The organism is Neptuniibacter halophilus, assembly GCF_030295765.1.
Taxonomy (GTDB): domain Bacteria; phylum Pseudomonadota; class Gammaproteobacteria; order Pseudomonadales; family Balneatricaceae; genus Neptuniibacter; species Neptuniibacter halophilus.
The window spans coordinates 2,360,755-2,381,346 of record NZ_AP027292.1 but is presented as its reverse complement, the minus strand read 5'-3'; the positions used below and the strand labels follow the sequence as shown (position 1 = coordinate 2,381,346).

General features: G+C 51.6%; 20 protein-coding genes, 2 tRNA genes and 1 rRNA gene. 1 reads left to right on the top strand and 22 read right to left on the bottom strand.

Going from position 1 to position 20,592, the window contains the following annotated elements:
- Window positions 1–126: 126 nt before the first annotated feature.
- From QUD59_RS11070 to QUD59_RS10970, 21 genes are all read right to left on the bottom strand, one after another.
- Window positions 127–202, bottom strand: a tRNA-Ala gene (locus QUD59_RS11070).
- An 89-nt stretch (window positions 203–291) separates the two neighbouring features.
- Window positions 292–368, bottom strand: a tRNA-Ile gene (locus tag QUD59_RS11065).
- Window positions 369–588: 220 nt separating this feature from the next.
- Window positions 589–2,129: ribosomal RNA gene (locus QUD59_RS11060) — 16S ribosomal RNA — on the bottom strand.
- 605 nt (window positions 2,130–2,734) lie between these two features.
- The gene (gene murI, locus QUD59_RS11055; protein ID WP_286237057.1) at window positions 2,735–3,574 is read right to left on the bottom strand and encodes a glutamate racemase; all 840 of its coding nucleotides are present in this window, start codon (window positions 3,572–3,574) and stop codon (window positions 2,735–2,737) included.
- Window positions 3,574–5,013: a ribosome biogenesis GTPase Der gene (gene der / locus QUD59_RS11050; RefSeq protein WP_286237055.1), complete on the bottom strand. Its 1,440-nt coding sequence runs from the start codon at window positions 5,011–5,013 to the stop codon at window positions 3,574–3,576. Before der ends, murI begins: the two co-directional genes overlap by 1 nt.
- Window positions 5,014–5,100: 87 nt before the next feature.
- Entirely contained in the window at window positions 5,101–6,252 is a 1,152-nt protein-coding gene (gene bamB, locus QUD59_RS11045; protein WP_286237053.1) for an outer membrane protein assembly factor BamB, read from the bottom strand.
- Window positions 6,253–6,909 carry a YfgM family protein gene (locus tag QUD59_RS11040; RefSeq protein ID WP_286237051.1) on the bottom strand — a complete coding sequence of 219 codons (657 nt, stop codon included), beginning with the start codon at window positions 6,907–6,909 and terminating at the stop codon, window positions 6,253–6,255.
- A gap of 33 nt (window positions 6,910–6,942) precedes the next feature.
- A complete protein-coding gene (hisS, locus tag QUD59_RS11035) occupies window positions 6,943–8,214 on the bottom strand; it encodes a histidine--tRNA ligase (RefSeq protein ID WP_286237050.1) in 1,272 nt (423 codons plus the stop codon).
- A gap of 26 nt (window positions 8,215–8,240) precedes the next feature.
- Window positions 8,241–9,254, bottom strand: a complete 1,014-nt coding sequence (locus tag QUD59_RS11030; RefSeq protein ID WP_286237049.1) for a RodZ domain-containing protein — start codon at window positions 9,252–9,254, stop codon at window positions 8,241–8,243.
- On the bottom strand, window positions 9,251–10,018 hold the full coding sequence (gene pilW, locus QUD59_RS11025; protein WP_286237048.1) for a type IV pilus biogenesis/stability protein PilW: 768 nt from the start codon (window positions 10,016–10,018) through the stop codon (window positions 9,251–9,253). The genes QUD59_RS11030 and pilW overlap by 4 nt, the downstream gene beginning before the upstream one ends.
- A gap of 12 nt (window positions 10,019–10,030) precedes the next feature.
- A complete protein-coding gene (gene rlmN, locus QUD59_RS11020) occupies window positions 10,031–11,167 on the bottom strand; it encodes a dual-specificity RNA methyltransferase RlmN (protein ID WP_286237047.1) in 1,137 nt (378 codons plus the stop codon).
- Window positions 11,168–11,246: 79 nt separating this feature from the next.
- Window positions 11,247–11,654: a nucleoside-diphosphate kinase gene (gene ndk, locus QUD59_RS11015; RefSeq protein ID WP_286237046.1), complete on the bottom strand. Its 408-nt coding sequence runs from the start codon at window positions 11,652–11,654 to the stop codon at window positions 11,247–11,249.
- 221 nt (window positions 11,655–11,875) lie between these two features.
- A complete protein-coding gene (iscX, locus tag QUD59_RS11010; protein WP_286237045.1) occupies window positions 11,876–12,076 on the bottom strand; it encodes a Fe-S cluster assembly protein IscX in 201 nt (66 codons plus the stop codon).
- A 10-nt stretch (window positions 12,077–12,086) separates the two neighbouring features.
- A complete protein-coding gene (fdx, locus tag QUD59_RS11005; RefSeq protein ID WP_286237043.1) occupies window positions 12,087–12,425 on the bottom strand; it encodes an ISC system 2Fe-2S type ferredoxin in 339 nt (112 codons plus the stop codon).
- Window positions 12,425–14,302: a Fe-S protein assembly chaperone HscA gene (gene hscA / locus QUD59_RS11000; protein ID WP_286237042.1), complete on the bottom strand. Its 1,878-nt coding sequence runs from the start codon at window positions 14,300–14,302 to the stop codon at window positions 12,425–12,427. Before hscA ends, fdx begins: the two co-directional genes overlap by 1 nt.
- An 8-nt stretch (window positions 14,303–14,310) precedes the next feature.
- Window positions 14,311–14,838: a Fe-S protein assembly co-chaperone HscB gene (hscB, locus tag QUD59_RS10995; RefSeq protein WP_286237040.1), complete on the bottom strand. Its 528-nt coding sequence runs from the start codon at window positions 14,836–14,838 to the stop codon at window positions 14,311–14,313.
- A gap of 16 nt (window positions 14,839–14,854) precedes the next feature.
- Window positions 14,855–15,181 carry an iron-sulfur cluster assembly protein IscA gene (iscA, locus tag QUD59_RS10990; protein WP_286237039.1) on the bottom strand — a complete coding sequence of 109 codons (327 nt, stop codon included), beginning with the start codon at window positions 15,179–15,181 and terminating at the stop codon, window positions 14,855–14,857.
- Window positions 15,182–15,216: 35 nt separating this feature from the next.
- Window positions 15,217–15,600: a Fe-S cluster assembly scaffold IscU gene (iscU, locus tag QUD59_RS10985; protein ID WP_286237038.1), complete on the bottom strand. Its 384-nt coding sequence runs from the start codon at window positions 15,598–15,600 to the stop codon at window positions 15,217–15,219.
- 29 nt (window positions 15,601–15,629) lie between these two features.
- Entirely contained in the window at window positions 15,630–16,844 is a 1,215-nt protein-coding gene (locus QUD59_RS10980; RefSeq protein WP_286237037.1) for an IscS subfamily cysteine desulfurase, read from the bottom strand.
- Window positions 16,845–16,863: 19 nt separating this feature from the next.
- The gene (iscR, locus tag QUD59_RS10975) at window positions 16,864–17,361 is read right to left on the bottom strand and encodes a Fe-S cluster assembly transcriptional regulator IscR (protein ID WP_286237035.1); all 498 of its coding nucleotides are present in this window, start codon (window positions 17,359–17,361) and stop codon (window positions 16,864–16,866) included.
- A 152-nt stretch (window positions 17,362–17,513) separates the two neighbouring features.
- Window positions 17,514–18,275: an RNA methyltransferase gene (locus QUD59_RS10970; protein WP_286237034.1), complete on the bottom strand. Its 762-nt coding sequence runs from the start codon at window positions 18,273–18,275 to the stop codon at window positions 17,514–17,516.
- A 140-nt stretch (window positions 18,276–18,415) separates the two neighbouring features.
- Between QUD59_RS10970 and QUD59_RS10965 the strand changes: the two genes are divergently transcribed.
- The gene (locus QUD59_RS10965) at window positions 18,416–19,228 is read left to right on the top strand and encodes an inositol monophosphatase family protein (protein WP_286237033.1); all 813 of its coding nucleotides are present in this window, start codon (window positions 18,416–18,418) and stop codon (window positions 19,226–19,228) included.
- 65 nt (window positions 19,229–19,293) lie between these two features.
- Here QUD59_RS10965 and QUD59_RS10960 read toward each other — a convergent pair whose 3' ends face one another.
- Complete coding sequence (locus QUD59_RS10960) at window positions 19,294–20,589, bottom strand: adenylosuccinate synthase (protein ID WP_286237031.1); 1,296 nt, start codon at window positions 20,587–20,589, stop codon at window positions 19,294–19,296.
- Window positions 20,590–20,592 lie beyond the last annotated feature (3 nt).

Below are 20,592 nucleotides of genomic sequence, written 5' to 3'. Positions count from 1 at the left end.
GTAGAAAATCTACATGTCAAATCTAAATCAAATGAATCAAATCCAAATTGTTAAAGAGCGTTTAAAGCAAAAGCTTTAAAAGATAAGGCATCAGTATGCGTTATGTTTTAAAACTCTTAAGAGTAATGGTGGAGCTATGCGGGATCGAACCGCAGACCTCCTGCGTGCAAAGCAGGCGCTCTCCCAGCTGAGCTATAGCCCCATACAGCGTAATTTTCACAAGACAAGGCGTGGGACGGCGAAGCATAGTGTACTATGCGAGTCGTGCCACAACGCAGCATTGTGGAAATTTGGTAGGCCTGAGTGGACTTGAACCACCGACCTCACCCTTATCAGGGGTGCGCTCTAACCAGCTGAGCTACAAGCCTATTTCTTTGCGTGTCTTTTTACGCAGTGCGGCGTTGCTGCCTTCGCTCATTCGGTCATGTACTTATGTACACTCCCTCATTCGCTCAGCCCGCGCCTTGCTCTTCGCAAAAATCCAGGCAAATAAACCACTTAGCCTACAGACTTAGTAGCTACCTTTCCGCTCTCTTCACTTTCTGATCAGATAATTCGTGTGAACGCTTGCCGAGACGCGGCATTCGTTAAGGAGGTGATCCAGCCCCAGGTTCCCCTAGGGCTACCTTGTTACGACTTCACCCCAGTCATGAACCACACCGTGGTAACCGCCCTCCCGAAGGTTAAGCTAGCTACTTCTGGTGCAATCCACTCCCATGGTGTGACGGGCGGTGTGTACAAGGCCCGGGAACGTATTCACCGCGACATTCTGATTCGCGATTACTAGCGATTCCGACTTCATGGAGTCGAGTTGCAGACTCCAATCCGGACTACGACCGGTTTTCTGAGATTAGCTTACCCTCGCAGGTTCGCGGCCCTCTGTACCGGCCATTGTAGCACGTGTGTAGCCCAACTCGTAAGGGCCATGATGACTTGACGTCGTCCCCACCTTCCTCCGGTTTGTCACCGGCAGTCTCCTTAGAGTTCCCACCATTACGTGCTGGCAAATAAGGACAAGGGTTGCGCTCGTTACGGGACTTAACCCAACATTTCACAACACGAGCTGACGACAGCCATGCAGCACCTGTCTCTGCGTTCCCGAAGGCACCAAGCTATCTCTAGCAAGTTCGCAGGATGTCAAGAGTTGGTAAGGTTCTTCGCGTTGCTTCGAATTAAACCACATGCTCCACCGCTTGTGCGGGCCCCCGTCAATTCATTTGAGTTTTAACCTTGCGGCCGTACTCCCCAGGCGGTCTACTTATCGCGTTAGCTGCGCCACTAAAAGATCAAGTCCCCCAACGGCTAGTAGACATCGTTTACGGCGTGGACTACCAGGGTATCTAATCCTGTTTGCTCCCCACGCTTTCGCACCTCAGTGTCAGTATCGGTCCAGGTAGTCGCCTTCGCCACTGGTGTTCCTTCCTATATCTACGCATTTCACCGCTACACAGGAAATTCCACTACCCTCTACCGTACTCTAGACTGGCAGTATCAGGTGCAGTTCCCAGGTTGAGCCCGGGGCTTTCACATCTGACTGACCAATCCACCTACGCGCGCTTTACGCCCAGTAATTCCGATTAACGCTCGCACCCTCCGTATTACCGCGGCTGCTGGCACGGAGTTAGCCGGTGCTTCTTCTGCAGTTAACGTCACAGGATGCAGGTATTAACTACACCCCTTTCCTCACTGCTGAAAGTGCTTTACAACCCTAGGGCCTTCTTCACACACGCGGCATGGCTGCATCAGGCTTGCGCCCATTGTGCAATATTCCCCACTGCTGCCTCCCGTAGGAGTCTGGGCCGTGTCTCAGTCCCAGTGTGGCTGATCATCCTCTCAGACCAGCTAGAGATCGTTGCCTTGGTGAGCCATTACCTCACCAACAAGCTAATCTCACGCAGGCTCATCAAATAGCACAAGGTCCGAAGAGCCCCTGCTTTCTCCCGAAGGACGTATGCGGTATTAGACCAAATTTCTCTGGCTTATCCCCCACTACTTGGTAGATTCCTACGCGTTACTCACCCGTCCGCCACTCGTCAGCAACTAGCAAGCTAGTCCTGTTACCGTTCGACTTGCATGTGTTAGGCCTGCCGCCAGCGTTCAATCTGAGCCATGATCAAACTCTTCAGTTTAAATCATATGTGTTACCAGGAATGTGGTAACGGGCTCTAGTACTAAACAACCGGATAACATTCTTAAGAACGTTAAACCTATTTGTAAATCGCTTAAATGAATTCACTTGGTTGCTTGTCTAGACAAGTAAATGTTGCGTTGTCTCAACAAGCGCCCACACGAATTATCTGATCAAATTGTTAAAGAGCGTTGCTTGATGTTTCGTCTCAAGCGAGGCGCATATTCTACTTTGCGCTCATTCAAAGTCAACCGTTTATTTTGCAATTTTGTAAAATTTTTTACTCAGCAACCGGACTTTGAATCCTGCTCCGTAAGCACCGTCAAAATCCAATGGATTCAAGCACTTACTAAGCACCTTGCTTAGTTCAATCAGCCCCGTTTCGGCGGCCTCCCTAAGCAAGGACGGCGAATTCTACAGCGTTCTGAAAAAGGGTCAACACCCTGTCGTAAAAAAACTGAAAAAAACCGTAAAAAAGTGTCATTACGGCCTTTTTTGATCACTAAACAATCAGCGCTGTTCGTTATCTGTACAGAGCGGGTCGTTTTACGGCGGGCAGAAACAGAAAAGGCGCCTGACGGCGCCTTAAAGTCTGATCAATTGGTGTCACCCAATCGGGGAGAAATGCTGTATATCAATCTGCTGAATCTCGCCTTCCCTTATCTGCCCCGTATAAAAGTGCTTAGCTACACGAGCGAAGCGACCCGGATCATCCGTAACCAGAAAACAGACTTCACCCCTTTCCTGCTTATTAAGCAATTCCTTTTCAATCAGGAATTGCCTGACCGCTGCAGCCGTAGTTTGCGCAGAATCTACCAGGGTAACCTGATCACCCACTACTTTGGCGATACTCTGTTTCAGTGCAGGGAAATGTGTGCAACCCAGTACCAGAGTGTCTATTTTGCTCTGACAGTCAGCACGAAGCACCGGCCGTAGGCATTCACTGACGATCGCTTCAACCAGCTCACCGTTATGCCAGCCTTCCTCTGCCAACGCGACAAAAAGGGAGCACGGCTGCGCTACGACTGATGCATCCGGATTATGCTTTAATATTGCGGTTTGGTAGGCCTGATTATTTACAGTGCCCTCTGTAGCAATAACCGCTATATGGTTATTGGTTGTGGCAGCAATACTGGCTTGCGCGCCCGGCTCGATAACGCCAAAGACAGCAATGCCCGGATTTAGTTGCTGAAGGTGCTCTACAGCCACGGCCGAGGCCGTATTACAGGCAATGACCAGCAGCTTAATATCACGGGAGGTGAGTGCAGCGGCAGCCTGTTCCGCATAGCGGATGACTGAGGCCGCACTTTTGGTGCCGTATGGGACGCGGGCGGTATCTCCGAGGTAAACGAGATCTTCACCCGGTAACAGGTCCTTAATCGCATTAAGGACGGTTAACCCGCCTACACCTGAATCAAATACACCTATAGGCAGGTTGTTACGCATTATTTTTTACTTTTCTTTTTCTTATTCGCTTTCTTAATCTGGCGAATATGATCACGGAAGCGCTCTTTCTTTGCGAGCTGGCGTGTTGTCAGAGGGTTCTTTTTACCTTCGAACGGGTTTTCGCTGGATTTGAACTCAAACCGGATCGGCGTGCCCATAATCCCCAGTACAGAGATAAACTTGTTTTCGAGGTAACGTTTATATGACCCCGGTAGGGCATTGGTCTGGTTACCATGAACAACGATAATCGGCGGGTTGGATCCACCCTGATGTGCATATCGCAGTTTAATTCGGCGTCCCTTTACCATAGGAGGCTGGTGATCAGCTACGATATCTTCCAGCAGGCGAGTCAGTTTACTGGTAGACCATTTCGCCATGGCAAAGCCATATGCCTCATCGACTGAATCATACATATTACCCACACCACTGCCATGCAGCGCAGAGATAAAATGCATACGGGCAAAATCAGCGAACTCCAGTTTACGCTCGATCTGTTCTTTAACCCGTTCTTTCTCTTCACCGTTCATACCATCCCATTTATTCAGGGCGATAACCATTGAACGGCCAGTGTCGATAACAAAGCTGAGCATGTGCATATCCTGCTCAGTTACACCTTCCCGGGCATCCAGCACCATCACAACCACATGGGCATCTTTTACTGCCTGCAGGGTTTTGACGATAGAAAACTTCTCAGCCGCTTCGGTAATATTCTTGCGTCGGCGAATACCTGCGGTATCAATCAGCGTGTAGTTTTTACCATCACGTTCATAAGGGATATATACGCTGTCACGGGTAGTGCCGGCCTTATCAAACACCACAACCCGGTCTTCACCCAACATACGGTTTACCAGGGTGGACTTGCCTACATTGGGTCTGCCGCAGACCGCAATCTTGATGCTCTTAGATACCTCTTCCAGCGTTTCTTCGGATTCCGTTTCCAGATCCGGAAGCGCTTCCAGCACCATTTCGATAAGTGCCGTTACACCCCGCCCGTGTGAAGCCGCAATGGCATAGGGGTGCCCCATACCCAATTCATAGAAATCACTGACTACAATATCCGGGTTCAGACCGTCGGTTTTGTTGACAACCAGATAGTAGGGCTTCTCACTCCGGCGCAGGTAGTTTGCAATCATCTCGTCAGCAGGATTAATACCCGCCCGACCGTCTACCAGAAACAGAACAACATCCGCTTCTTCGACTGCCTGTAATGACTGCCGGGCCATCTCATAGTCGATACCCTGCTCATCGCCGGTGATACCACCGGTATCTACCACGATATAGTCCTGCTCTTCATTGGCCAGACGACCTTCACCGTATTTACGGTCGCGGGTCAGCCCCGGCAGATCAGCAACAAGCGCATCTCTGGAGCGAGTCAGACGGTTAAAGAGTGTTGATTTGCCGACATTAGGCCGACCTACGAGTGCAATTACCGGAAGCATTTAAATATCACCCCTGCATACAGGCAGGTAAAAACAAAAACGGCGGCTAGCTGCATAGCAGGTAGCCGCCCGAAGAATTTAATTCGTTTACTGCAGCGTTACTGCAGCCAGACGACCATTATTGGTCAGCAGGTAAAGCACATCGTCTTTAACTACCATATCGCCATAGACCCCGGAGGAATCCACTCTGCCACGCGCGACAAAGTGGCCATCGGTCTGAGACATAAAATGAATATAGCCTTCAAAGTCAGCTACCGCGACTGCAGTGCCCAGCGCTGCCGGCGCGCTGATCGCACGATTTTCCAGCTTTGACTGACGCCAGACGCTCGCACCTGAGCTGCGATCAAACGCCTGTACCGCATCATCGGCTTCACTCACGTAGACATTACCGAAACCGGCCGCCAGAGAGTGGTAACTCGATACATCCTGCGCCCAGACGATCTGCGCACGGAACGGGTTAATCGAGACCAGACGTCCCTGATAGCTACTCACATAGAGAGTCCGATCAACCAGCAATGGTCGACCATCAATATCGACCATACGCTCCAGCTCTGAACGACCTTCCGGCAACGCCACCCGGTTTTCCCAGATGGTGGTGCCTTTTACGTTATCAATGGCAACCAGCTTACCGCTGGCAAACGCCGCGAACGTCACATCACTGGCGACGATCGGTGCACTGGTGCCGCGCAGTGTCAGACGGGGAACCTGAGCATCAAAGGTCCAGCGACGATTTCCGGTGCTGGCTTCAAAAGCCACAACCTTACCATTGATCAACTGGAATACGGCCAGCTCGGTATTAAACTGCGCGGGCGCTGTGACTTCAGAGCTGACGTTAGCGCGCCAGAGCTCACTGCCGTCTTCAGCCGAGAGTACATACAACATACCTTCTTCGCTGGCGACAGCCACTTTACCAAAACCGCTACCAACACCGCCGACAACCGGAACTTCCAGCTCAACCTGCCATAGTTTGCTGCCGGTTGTGCGGTCCACCGCGACGACGGTACCTTCCTGATCTACCGCAAAGATTCTGTTGTCATCGATGGCCGGTGTGAACTGATGGAATTTTTCTCCCATGCCTGAACCGATCGATACTGACCACAGGGTTTTCACCTTTTTCTCGGCATCAAAAGAGACCAGAGGCGACGGTACGACCTCTTCACCATCATCACCCCAGAATCCACAACCCGCTACCAGGGCAGTAATCAGCCCTGCAGCGATTGTCCGGTAGATCTTAATCATTTAGCTGTCCTCTGCCGCCAGATCATTCAGTTTCATTTCAAGTACCGGGCGAGTGTTTGCCTGAGCCGCATCGACCGCTGCCTGATAAGCACTGCGCGCGCGCTCCTGATCACCCTGCGCCAGGTACAAGTCTCCCTTCAACTCTTCAATACTGCTCTTGTAGCCACCAACCGGTACCTGATTCACCAGCGTCAGTGCCTGATCAACATCACCTTCGGCAGCAAGAATCCGCGCCTTACGCAAAGAGGCCAGGATGAAGATGGACTCATTTGGCTGATTTGCCAGCACCCAGTCCAGCTCCTGTCGCGCTTTGGCGAGTTCATTCTGGTCAACAGCAACGCGGGCCATAATCAGTGCCGCATAGCTCGCGTAACTGCTGCCTTCATACTCATCTTTAAGCTGTTCACTCAGGTGGTTTGCGGTGGCAAATTGCGCCTCATCCTGCTTAGGACCGATAGCGCCAACCACAGCATCAAGCAGATTCTGATAGAGAATCGATGCATTCTGTGCTTTCGCAGCCTGCTGATCCTGCCAGCCTTTCCAGCCCAGTACTGCGGCCAGTGCAACAGCAACACCCAGAAGCAGCGATTTGCCGTTTTCTTTCCACCAAGACTTCAGTGCCTGAACCTGTTCTTCATCGGTGCGTAGTTCTGCCACCTTAATCTCCTGTACCCAATAGACCTAAATACGTTACTTTGCCTGCCAGACTGAGGCGATTTTCTCCTCAATCTGTGCAATTTCGAGATCAAACGCAGGCTCACCCTGATACCACAATGAGCCACAAAGCGACTGATTATCGTCCTCTTTCATCAACAGAACAACCGGGGCGCCGGTTTGCTGTGCTTTCTGGCTGATATTTTTCAGGCCACCGCAGTGAATACGTACTCTCAATCCCGGAAAACGGTCACGTAGCTGATCGGCAAACAGCACCAGTTTCGACTGAATACCTTTTTGATCAGCCGCCAGATAAACATCAAAAGGCTGACGCACTGCTTCAGGGATCAGGTTCAGGGTTTCCAGCATCAGAATCAGGCGCTCTACACCCATAGCGAAACCCACAGCCGGGGTTGGTCGTCCGCCCAACTGTTTCACCAGGCCATCATAACGACCACCGGCACAGACGGTTCCCTGAGCACCCAGCTTATCAGTCACCCACTCAAAAACGGTTTTGCAGTAATAATCGAGGCCACGCACCAGACGAGGGTTGATCTCATAGCTGAGACCCGCTGCATCCAGTGTTGCGGTCAGTTCAGCGAAATGCTCACGGGATTCCTCATCAAGATAGTCGCTGAGAACCGGCGCACCATCCAACAAAGACTGTGTTTTTTCGTCTTTGCTATCAAGAATACGCAAAGGGTTGGTTTCCAGACGGCGCTGACTGTCTTCATCCAACTGATCTTTGCGCTGCTCAAGATACTCAACCAGAGCCGCTTTATATTCAGCGCGGGCTTCATTGCTGCCCAGAGAGTTAAGCTGAAGGGTAACGGAATCGAGCAAACCCAGACGCTTCCAGAGGCGCGCACTGAGCAGGATAACCTCTGCATCAATATCCGCGTTGGCCATACCAAAGGTTTCTACACCAATCTGGTGAAACTGACGATAACGGCCTTTTTGCGGGCGTTCATAGCGGAACATCGGCCCCTGATACCAGAACCGCTGCATCTGATTAAACAGCAGACCATGCTCTTCTGCCGCCCTGACGCAGCTTGCTGTCCCTTCAGGTCGCAGGGTGAGGCTCTCACCATTACGATCCTCAAAGGTGTACATCTCTTTTTCAACAATATCGGTTACTTCCCCGATAGAGCGTTTAAACAGATTGGTTTGCTCTACAACCGGCATACGGATTTCACTGTAACCGTAGACCGACAGTACATCTTTAACGGTGTTTTCCAGATACTGCCAGACCGGCGTCTGTTCAGGCAGGATGTCATTCATCCCGCGAATGGCTTTTATCTTGGCCAAAACTGCAACCTTAAAAAATCAAAAAATTATTCTGCGATGGGCAAACTAATGCGGACGATATTCTTACGGCTATGCTCAGACAGATCAAGCTCTGAGCCGTTATAACTGAACCGACCAACAGCATCAGCAGCCCCGATCAGCACATTCAATGGCCCCTGCCCGGTAACACTGAGGCTCTGTCCTTTACCTCGAAGATTGTTAAAGAGTGTTTTGCCGTTCGCATCTTTGATCGATACCCAGCATTCAGCAATAAAATCAGCCGTTACACTCACCTCGCCATCGGCAACGGACGGGCTCGCAGCCTGCTCCGTTGCTGCAGGCGCGATATCCTGAGCGGCCGCCGTTTCTTCCACTGCGGCTGCAGAATCAGAGCCGGCATTGCTATCAATGGCCTGCTGCAATTTTTGTATCTCATCATCCGACAGATATTCCGGCTCTTCCGCGCTCTCCGGCTTCTCCGCTCCCGCCTCTGCCGGAGCACTGTCCGCCGGCGTATCATCCAGCTTTGGCAGCACCAGTTGAGCACTGCCATCTTCCATCTCTACGACACCGGGGGCGGTTGTTTGCGAAGGCTGATCAGCCCCTTCGGGCGCTGACTGTTCGGCATCGCCCAATGACAGATCACCCCCATACTGAGTCTGCCACCACCATACAGACACCCCGATAATCGCCAGAAAGAAGATCCAGCTAAACAGTTTCATCACCGGATCACCCATACGCACCTGCTGACGCACACGGCTGACCGGACGAATCTGACCTTTACCGGTTTCTCCATGAATCCGCTCGTACTCGCAGACCAGTTCACTGTCGTTCAGGTGTAATAACTTGGCATAGGAACGGATGTAACCCCGGGCAAATACCATACTTGGCAGACCCTTGAGTTCACCGCGTTCAAGTTTACGCAGGTAATCGACTGGCAGATTAAGATCAGCGGAGGCTTGCTCTATGCTGATGGAAAGACTTTCTCGTGCAGTTGTCAGGCGTGCACCCCACTCCTCGGCCAGCAGTTCAGGCTGACATTCTTGTTCTTCTGTACTCAACGAGCGGACTCCTCATATTCCCGGTATTCATCAGACTCAGGATATAGATTTTTCAGTATCAGGGCATAAGCTGCGGAGCGGTTAGTGTTACCGCTGTGACGCGCGAGCCGGATTCCGACCCACAGGCTTTTTGCGTAATGTTCTATACGTCGATTCTCTACCATGACAAGGAAGCGATCAAAGTATTTTTCAGCTTCCGGGTAATTCGATTCGAGAAGATAGAGTTCGGAAAGTTCAACCAGTGCGACAGGCCGGTTCCCTGTCACCTGAAGCGAGCGCTGAAACGCATGTTTCGCGGCATCATTCCGGTTCAGCAGACGGTAACAACGGCCTAAGTTTTCAAACGCCTGGGAACGCCGGTTATAGAAAGGATCTTCGGTCGCCCGGGCCAGTTCCTGACAAGCCTCAGCATAGCGTTTGTTCGCAAACAGGAACGCACCGAAGTTGTTATGCATCATAGCGGAGTCTGGTGCCAGAGCCGTGGCCTTGCGGTAATACTGCTCGGCCAGTTGATCATCCCCTTCTAACTGGAATGCCAGTGCCAGACCATTGTGCGGTTCTGCGTAATCGCTGTTGAGCTCAATAGCACGCTGAAAGGAGGTCTTGGCATTACTGGTATCACCGGTCTGGAGATACTCAAACCCCAAACGGGAGTACGCTTCGAAGGCGGGGGTTTTATCCCCTACGCTGGAGGAACCTTTTGTTGCACACCCTGCAACGACCAGCACCAGTGACAAAGTAAGTACCAGTTTGATTCCTCTCACGCTTAATCCCTCTTAATGCGTTGTTTGCGACTCCTGCTGCGGCTCTGCCTGGGCAACAGGGATATATTTTTGGCTACGTCGTGTCCGGTCCGCCACCTGTCCGACCAACTGGCCACAGGCTGCGTCAATTTCATCGCCCCGGGTGCGCCGGACAGTAGTCACAATGCCACCATGAACGATAATTTCTTTAAACGCCAGAATTCTTTCTTCTGACGGCCGCTCATATCCGGAATTAGGAAACGGGTTGAACGGAATAAGGTTCAGCTTGGAAGGCATCTTCCGCAGAATCTTCACCAGCTCTTTCGCATGTTCAGGCTTGTCGTTAACCCCATTAATCAGGGTGTACTCGACAGTGATAACCCGCTTATCGTTCAGATTATCGAGGTAGCGGTTACAGGCTGCAACCAGCTCTTTAATTGGATAACGGCGGTTAATCGGCACCAGGATATCGCGCAGGTCATCATTCGGTGCATGCAGCGAGATCGCCAGAGACACATCAGTGACCTCACGCAGCTTGTCGATCGCAGGCACAACCCCTGCAGTAGACAGCGTGACACGGCGCTTGGAAAGACAATAAGCGTTATCTTCCATCATCAGGGTAATCGCGTCGACCACATTGTCGAAGTTCATCAGTGGCTCGCCCATACCCATGAGCACGACATTGGTTACCACACGCTGTGAAGTCGTGTTGTAATCACCATAGGAGCGGATAGCGATCCGTAACTGACCAATAATTTCAGCGGTCGTCAGGTTACTGTTAAAACCCTGCTTGCCGGTTGAACAGAAACTGCAATCAAGCGAGCAGCCCACCTGAGAAGAGACACAGAGTGTTTTGCGATCCCCGTCGGGAATCAATACGGCTTCAACACTCGATCCACTCTCTGTACGCATCACCCATTTACGGGTGCCATCTTTGGATGTTTTTTCAAGCAGGACTTCCGGCTCACGAATCTCCGCCACTTCAGCGAGTTTCTGACGCAGGCCTTTGCTGATGTTTGTCATCTCATCAAAGCTGGTTGCACCCAGCTGATGAATCCATTTCAGCACCTGAGTTGCGCGAAATTTCTTCTCGCCAATCTCTTCAAAGAAAGCGGCCATTTTAGCCGGCGACAGGCCCAGCAAATTTACTTTTTTAACGGATTCAGTCATGGATGACGGGTACTCAAAACTTGGGTCAATCAGTAGACCACCAGTAACCAGTTTAGGTTACCGGCGGCCTGGACGGTAATTAGTTACCGAAGAAGTAAGCGATTTCGCGCTCAGCAGAAGCAGGGGAATCCGAACCGTGAACAGCGTTCGCATCGATAGACTCTGCGAAATCACGACGGATAGTGCCTTCAGCCGCTTCCTGTGGGTTAGTCGCACCCATCAGTTCACGGTTCAGCGCGATTGCGTTTTCACCTTCCAGTACCTGTACAACAACAGGGCCAGACGTCATGAATTTAACCAGATCACCAAAGAATGGACGCTCTTTGTGCTCAGCGTAGAAACCTTCAGCTTCTGCCTGAGTCAGCTGCTTCATCTGCATCTCAACGATTTTCAGACCGTTGGATTCAAAACGAGAAACGATTTTACCAATAACGTTTTTAGCAACTGCATCGGGTTTAATGATGGAGAACGTACGTTCAAGGGCCATTTTCTAAGCTCCAAAATAAATTAAAAAAAGAGTTATCTGAAAACCTCTCAGATCCACTTAAACTCAGCGCCCCACACGGGATACCGGGATCTGCAATTAGGCTTTCGGATAGCTCCTGAAATCAAGCGCGCAATTATACGCCAGAGTGATGACAGAAAACAGTAGGTCGTTTAAACAACAAAACCCGGCAGTGCCGGGTTTATTTGCCTTGAAAGAGGGGTTTAATCCATCTCCTCGATCCAGGCCATCTGGATACCTTCAAGGATCTTTTCACCACAGCGATCCGGATCGTCATCGAACTCATCCAGCTCCATCACTTTCTGGTAAAGGTCAGGAAAGCTGATGGTCATTGGATCCTGCTCAGGGAATTTTTCCGAAAGCTCAATCGCAATATCCAGCACATCAACCCATTTCAGGCTCATAAATGCCTCCTTAGTGTCGCTCAGATACCTGATTGATAGTGTAGCGCGGAATCTCTACAACCAGATCGTCGTCAGCCACAACCGCCTGACAACTCAGGCGCGACTCCGGCTCAAGGCCCCAGGCCTTATCCAGCATATCGTCTTCCAGCTCATCCGACTCCTCGAGGGAATCAAAGCCTTCACGCACAATCACGTGACAGGTTGTGCAGGCACAGGATTTCTCGCAGGCATGTTCAATATCAATACCATTGGCCAGTGCCGCATCGCAGACAGTCACACCAGGCTCAGCTTCAATCACCTTGCCCTCAGGACATAACTCATCATGTGGCAGAAAAATAATCTGCGGCATTACTCACGCTCCCCCAGCTCTTCAACACTATGCCCCTGCAACGCTTTCTGAATATTAAAATCCATCCGCTTTGCAGCGTAATCATCAGACGCCTTAGAGAGCACTTTAATCCCCTCTTCTATGGCGCCTGCATCACTGCCCTGTCGCAGTGAAACCAGTTTATCAATCTCAGCGCGCAGGCTCTCTCGCTCCGCATCACTGAGCAACAATTCACCATCTGCAGCTAACGCCTCCTGCAGTGAGACGATCAAACGATCCGCTTCAACCTGCTGCTCCCGCAACAGACGAGCATCTTTATCTTCTGCGGCGTTGAGGTAAGAAGATTTCAGCATCTCTGCGATCTCGGAATCCTCAAGGCCGTACGATGGCTTAACCTGAATACTACTTTCTACTCCCGAGGTCAGTTCCTTTGCGTGCACCCCAAGCAGACCATCCGCATCCACCTGGAAGGTGACCCGGATTTTCGCAGCACCTGCTGCCATCGGCGGAATTCCACGGAGCACAAAGCGCGCCAGGGAACGACAGTCCTGAACCAGTTCACGCTCCCCCTGAACCACATGGATCGCCATCGCAGTCTGCCCATCCTGATAGGTGGTAAACTCCTGCGCCCGGGCAACCGGAATAGAGGTGTTACGATGAATGATTTTTTCGGTCAGGCCACCCATGGTTTCCAGACCCAATGAGAGAGGAATGACATCCAGCAGCAGCATATCGCTGTCAGGCTTATTACCCGCCAGCACATCCGCCTGTATCGCTGCACCGACGGCAACAACACGATCAGGGTCGATATCAATATGTGGTTTGCGGCCAAAAAACGCTTCTACTTCATTCCGCACCAGCGGGACGCGCGTAGAACCGCCTACCATGACAACCTCAAGCACCTCATCTGCCTCCACACCCGCATCTTTCAGGGCGCGACGACAGGAACGGATAGTGCGCTTGACCAGTGGCAGCACCAGCGCATCGAACTGCTCACGCGAAATGGTCAGCTCGTGACAACCGGAATCAAGCTCCAGCACAACAGCAACCTGATCCTGAGCACTTAACAGCTCTTTGGTTGCACGTGCTTTTTCGGTCAGATAACGGGATACAGATCCTGTAATATCGGACAAACCAACCTGTTCTGCGAACCAGGTAGCCAGCGCCAGATCGAGATCATCACCGCCCAGTGCACTGTCACCACCAGTAGAAAGTACTTCGAATACACCTTTATTCAGACGCAGGATAGATACATCGAAGGTACCACCACCCAGATCATAAACAGCAATAACACCTTCTCTGCCCTGATCCAGACCATAAGCGACCGCAGCGGCCGTCGGCTCATTTAAAAGGCGCAGAACCTTAATATTGGCGATTTTGGCTGCATCCTTTGTCGCCTGACGCTGGGCATCATCGAAATAGGCCGGAACCGTAATAACAGCCCCTACCAGTTCACCACCCAACGCTTCTTCAGCCCGATGCAGCAATGATTCAAGAATATCAGCAGACACCTGGACCGGGCTTTTTCGACCCGCAGCCGTTTTGATATAAGGCATGCCGCTCTCACTGCTTTCGAAGTGATAAGGCGCCTCATCGCCCAGACTTTTAACATCTTCAACGCCGCGCCCCATCAGGCGCTTGACGGAAATAATGGTATTGTAAGGGTCTTCAGCGGCATGTTTGCGGGCTTCGTAACCGACCTGACTGGAGCCACAAGGCATGTAGCGCACGACGGAAGGTAACAGATGCTCCCCGTCCAGATCTGGCAAGGTTACCGCCTCACCGCTTTTTACCGATGCCACCAGTGAGTTGGTAGTACCCAGGTCAATTCCTACTGCCAGTTTATGTTGGTGCGGAGCCTGGCTCTGCCCCGGTTCAGCTATCTGTAACAGCGCCATAGTTTGCGTCAGCCATCCAGCTTATCTTCAAGACGTTCAATCTCGAGCACAAGCTTTTCTAAAAATTGCATTTTACGCACAGCAGCGGTGGCAGCATCCAGATCGGCTGCCTCAAAGGTCTGTGCAAACTGTTCCCGCAACTGCCGAAGCAAGCCATTCACCTCTTCAAGCAGCGTTTCGAGTGCCGCATAGGGATCATCGCTTTCCGGGATCTCCTCCAGCTCTTCACGCAGCTCCATCTGCTGCATCAGAAACATCGGATCGATCGGCGTGGACGACTCTACAGTCGTATCAATGCCCTGCAGTTGTAACAGATACTGAGCACGCAGCAGCGGGGATTTCAGTGTTGCAACACCTTCATTCAAATGAGCCATGTACTGAACAGCGATACGCTGCTCTCGCTCAGACTGGTGCGCATAACGATCCGGGTGCAAAGTTTTCTGCAACTCCCGGGAACGATCAGACAGCTCGGCCTGATCGATATGAAATGAGATCGGCAGACCGATAAACTCAAAATAGTTCTTATTGATATCCATCTATCTGCCGAAGCTATCAGACGTTAAAGCTTTCACCACAACCGCATTCGCTGGAGACATTCGGGTTATTGAATTTAAACCCTTCGTTCAGTCCCTCTTTGACGAAATCCAGTTCTGTACCATCCAGATAAAGCAGGCTTTTCGGATCGATAATGATCTTAACATCCTGTGGCCCGGTAAAGATCTCATCCTCTTCCTGAACTTCATCAACAAATTCAAGAACATAAGCCATACCAGAGCAGCCCGATGTACGTACACCCAGACGAATTCCTTCGCCATGGCCACGTTTTTCCAGATAGCGGGCGACGTGATCCGCCGCCGCATGAGTCATGGTAATTGCCATAAACGCCTGCCTTCTCCCGGCAAGTAAGCGATCGCTTACTTGCCCTGTTTCTCTTTGTAATCCGCCACTGCAGCTTTAATCGCATCTTCTGCCAGAACAGAACAGTGGATTTTCACCGGCGGCAACGCCAACTCTTCGGCAATCGCTGTGTTTTTCAGTTCTGCCGCTTCATCGAGCGACATCCCTTTAACCCACTCAGTGATCAGTGAACTGGATGCAATCGCAGAACCGCAGCCATAGGTCTTAAACTTGGCATCTTCGATGATACCCTCGTCACTTACCTTGATCTGCAGGCGCATAACGTCACCACAGGCTGGCGCTCCAACCATACCCGTACCCACGTTGGCATCTTTATCATTCATTTTGCCGACATTACGCGGATTCTCGTAATGATCGATTACTTTTTCACTATAAGCCATGACGACCTCCAAATACTCTTAGTGCCGGGTTAGTGGTGAACCCACTCAACCTTGCTCAGATCGACACCGTCTTTAAACATATCCCACAGCGGTGAGAGCTCACGTAACTTGCCTACAGCTTCCTGAATCTGCGAAGCCGCGTAATCAACTTCTTCATCTGTCGTAAAACGACCAAATGAGAAACGGATCGAGCTGTGCGCCAGCTCATCATTCAGACCCAGAGCACGCAACACATAGGAAGGCTCCAGGCTCGCTGAGGTACAGGCTGAACCAGAAGATACCGCCAGATCCTTCAGTGACATCAGCAGGGATTCACCTTCAACAAAGGCGAAGCTGATGTTCAGGTTGCCGGGCACCCGCTGCTCAGTAGAACCGTTGATGTATACCTCTTCCATATCGCCCATGCCCGCCAGAAAGCGGTCACGCAGAGCGATAATACGCTTGGTCTCTTCTGCCAGCTCTTCCTTACAGATCCGCGCCGCTTCACCCATACCAACAATCTGGTGAGTTGCCAGCGTACCGGAACGCATACCGCGCTCATGACCACCACCGTGAATCTGAGCTTCCAGACGAACACGTGGCTTACGACGTACAAACAGTGCACCGATACCTTTTGGTCCGTACATCTTGTGGCCTGACAGTGACATCAGGTCGACTTTAGCTTTGCTCAGATCGATATCGATCTTGCCGGCACTCTGCGCTGCATCAACGTGGAAGATGATGCCCTTAGAGCGGGTCAGCTCACCGATAGCTTCAATATCAGTGATGGTTCCGATCTCGTTATTCACATGCATCAGAGACACAACAATCGTGTCTTCACGAATGGCTTCAGCTACCGCCTGCGGCCCAATCAGACCATCAGAACCAGGCGTCAGATAAGTAACCTCAAAACCTTCACGCTCCAACTGACGGCAAGTATCGAGTACCGCCTTATGTTCAATTTTGGAGGTAATGATGTGCTTGCCTTTTTTCTGGTAGAAGTGTGCAGCACCTTTGATCGCCAGATTGTCAGACTCGGTCGCACCGGAGGTCCAGACAATTTCACGTGGGTCGGCATTGATCAGATCAGCAACCTGACGACGGGCATTCTCTACCGCTTCCTCAGCTTTCCAGCCAAACAGGTGAGAACGTGATGCCGGGTTACCAAAATTGCCATCCATAGTCATGCATGCAACCATTTTTTCGGCGACACGCGGATCAACAGGTGTAGTGGCAGAATAATCCAGATAAATAGGTGTTTTCATTCAATTTCTCCAGCGTGCTTCAGACAGCCGCTTCTTTACTTCCGGCGATTCGCTCTGTGCCCATAATGACCTGATCAACGTGGATCCGGTCCTGACGTTCAGAGATCTTTTGCACATCTTTACGCGCAACAAGGTCGGCGAGGGAAATACTACTCAAAAAGCCATGAATCTGATCGCTCAGATCACACCAGAGATGGTGCGTCAGACAGGTATCGCCCGCCTGGCAGTCGCCCTGACGATTGCAGCCTGTAGCATCCACAGATTCATTCACAGCATCTATGACTTCAGCCACATTAATGCCGGCCTGCTCCCGGTTCAGCTGGTAACCACCACCCGGGCCACGGACACTGCGAACCAGCTCGTTACGGCGTAACTTGGCAAACAATTGCTCAAGATAAGACAATGATATGCCCTGCCGCTCAGAAATGTCGGCCAGACTGATCGGCCCTCTACCCTCATGGAGCGCCAGGTCCAGCATCGCTGTGACGGCATACCGCCCTTTTGTTGTCAGTCGCATAATTTTCACCCTGATGCGTTTTAGCACTTGGCGGGCATTATGCAATACCCGACTAAAAAGGTCAATTAAATAACCTACCTCTATTGTAGGTCTTTCTTGAAATTAGTGCGTGGATTTTAACATGAAAAATGGCAGACCCCAGCCCCAACGCCTTATTCGTGCTCTTTTAGGCGCTTCTGTGTCGCGGTCAGTATCCCCCTGAGCACATTAACCTCAACTTTGTCAGGCAATGCGCGAAGATACAGCCGTCGCAGGCGCGGCATCAGCTGGCGGGGATTGTCCGGGTCAAGAAAACGGATATCAATTAAGGTTTGCTCCAGATGCTCAAACAGACGCTCAAGCTCTGCACTTTCTGCCAGCTCAATATCCCAGTCCGTTCCCCACTGCGGCTTATGCTCTGCATTTGCATCGCTATACAATTCGGCCATGCGCAGTTCGTAGGTCAAAACCTGTACCGCCGCCGCCAGATTCAGAGAACTGAATTCAGGGTTGGACGGTATATGCACGTGATGGTGACAGAGATGCAACTCCTCATTGGTCAACCCGCGATCTTCACGGCCAAAGACAATGGCAATTTTTTTCCCCTCAGACTGCTCAGTGACCAACGCCGGCGCAACAATCGCCGCCAGCTCTCGCGGATCAACCACCGGCCAGGGAATATGCCGCCCCCGCGCACTGGTACCCACCACCAACTGACAATCCGCGATAGCCTCTTCCAGTGTTGCATGGACGACCGCACGCTCCAGCAGATCCGTTGCACCTGATGAACGGGCCGTGGCTTCGGCATGCGGAAATTTCTTTGGCGCCACAAGATGCAGCTCGGTGAAATTCATATTTTTCATTGCCCGGGCCACTCCACCAATGTTGCCCGGATGAGTGGTATTAACCAGAACAATACGAATATTTGCTGTCATTTACGCGCCTGCCCGACCTATAAAGCGCGCTATTCTATCAGAGCACGCAACTAGTGTTGAGCGACTTATTCACAGCCCACCCTATCCTCAGGTATAATTCCGCTTTAAATTTCCACGAACTCTCTTCAGGTTTCTTACAGATGCAACCCATGGTTAATATTGCTCTGCGCGCTGCACGCGTTGCAGGTGAGCAGATCGTTCGCGCAGTTGAGCGCCTTGATCTGGTTAAATCAGAACAGGCGGATGTCGCTAAACTTCTCAGCGACACTTGCCAGAAGGCAGAGCTGAGCATTGTTCACACCATCCAGAAGGCTTACCCAAGCCACACGGTGACCGGCGAATACACTGGTGAACACGCACCATTGAGCGAAGGACCCGAGTTCAGATGGACGGTTAACCCGATCGACAGCATCTCCAATTTCTCCAACGGTCTTCCGGTCTTTGCCATCAGCATGGCAGGCCAGAGCAATGGTCGCACTGAACACGCCCTGATCCTGAATCCGATCACCGGCGAAGAATTCACTGCCAGCCGGGGCAACGGTGCACAGCTTAACGGCAAGCGCCTTCGCGTCAGCAACCACAAGACTATCGACAACTCCCTGATCGGCACAGGCTTCTTCAACCGCCCGAGCGACAAAGCGCATCTGGAAGTTTACCTGAACGTCTTCCGTGACATGACCCTGACAGGCGGCACCATCTACAATGGCGGCTCTCCTGCGCTGAATCTGGCTTACACCGCTGCCGGACGCATCGATGGTTTCTACCAGATGGGACTCAATCCATGGGAGATGGAAGCCGGCATTCTGCTGGTTCAGGAAGCAGGCGGACTGGTTGGCGACTTCATGGGCGGCAACAGCTTCCGCCAGAGCGGCAGCCTGATCGCCGGCAACCCGAAAATGTTCAAAGCACTACTTAAAGGCCTGCAGTCCTCACTGACAGAAGACCTTAAGTAAGCAGCACACAAAATTCAGTCACAAAAAAACCGGCCTGAGCCGGTTTTTTTATCTCCTGCAGACCCTTACGCTTCGTAAGGGTTGCGCAGCACGATCGTTTCTACACGGTCAGGACCGGTAGAGATAATATCCACGGGGGCTTCAACCAGCTCTTCCAGACGCTTGATGTAAGCAACCGCCTCTGCAGGCAGCTCCTCAATTGACTTAGCGCCTACAGTAGAAGCTGTCCAGCCAGGCATGGTTTCATATACAGGCTCTACCGCTTCGTAATCTTCACTGCCACTCAGAGAAGTCACTACATTGCCCGCCGCATCTTTGTAGCCTACACAGATGCTGATCTCTTCCATGCCATCCAGCACATCCAGCTTAGTCAGGCAGAGACCGGAAACCGAGTTGATCTGAATTGCGTGCTTAAGCGCTACCGCATCAAACCAGCCGCAACGACGCGCACGGCCCGTAGTAGAACCAAACTCGTGACCACGCTCAGCCAGACCCTGACCCACAGAACAATGCAGCTCAGTCGGGAACGGACCGCCACCGACACGCGTGGTGTACGCTTTGGTAATACCCAGAATGTAATCCAGATACAGAGGACCAAACCCACTACCCGTAGACGTACCGCCTGCCGTGGTATTTGAAGAGGTTACATAAGGGTAGGTACCGTGATCGATATCCAGCAGGGAACCCTGCGCACCCTCAAACATAATGTTCTTACCCGCTTTACGCAGGTCATGAAGCATTGCAGTCACATCAGCAACCATCGGCGCCAGATTTTCACCCATCGCCAGCGCTTCATCCAGCACTGTCTGATAATCAACCGCTTCAGCTTTGTAGAAGTTCACCAACTGGAAGTTGTGATATTCCATCACCTCTTTCAGCTTGGCAGCAAAACGCTCTTTATCCAGCAGATCAGCCAGACGCAGACCACGACGCGCCACTTTATCTTCGTAAGCGGGGCCGATGCCGCGACCGGTCGTACCAATCTTAGCTTCACCACGCGCCGCTTCGCGCGCCTGATCCAGTGCAACATGATATGGCAGAATCAGCGGACAGGAAGGACTCAGGCGCAGACGCTCACGCACCGGCACACCCGCTTCTTCCAGACCTTTAATCTCTTTCAGCAGCGCTTCAGGAGAAAGCACCACCCCGTTACCGATCATGCACACGACATTTTCGCGCAGAATACCTGAAGGGATCAGGTGCAAAACAGTTTTTTCGCCATCAATAACCAGTGTGTGACCGGCATTGTGACCGCCCTGAAAGCGCGCCACAGCTGAAGCCTGATCAGTCAGCAGATCTACGATCTTGCCTTTACCTTCATCACCCCACTGGGTACCCAGAACAACTACGTTTTTGCCCATTGT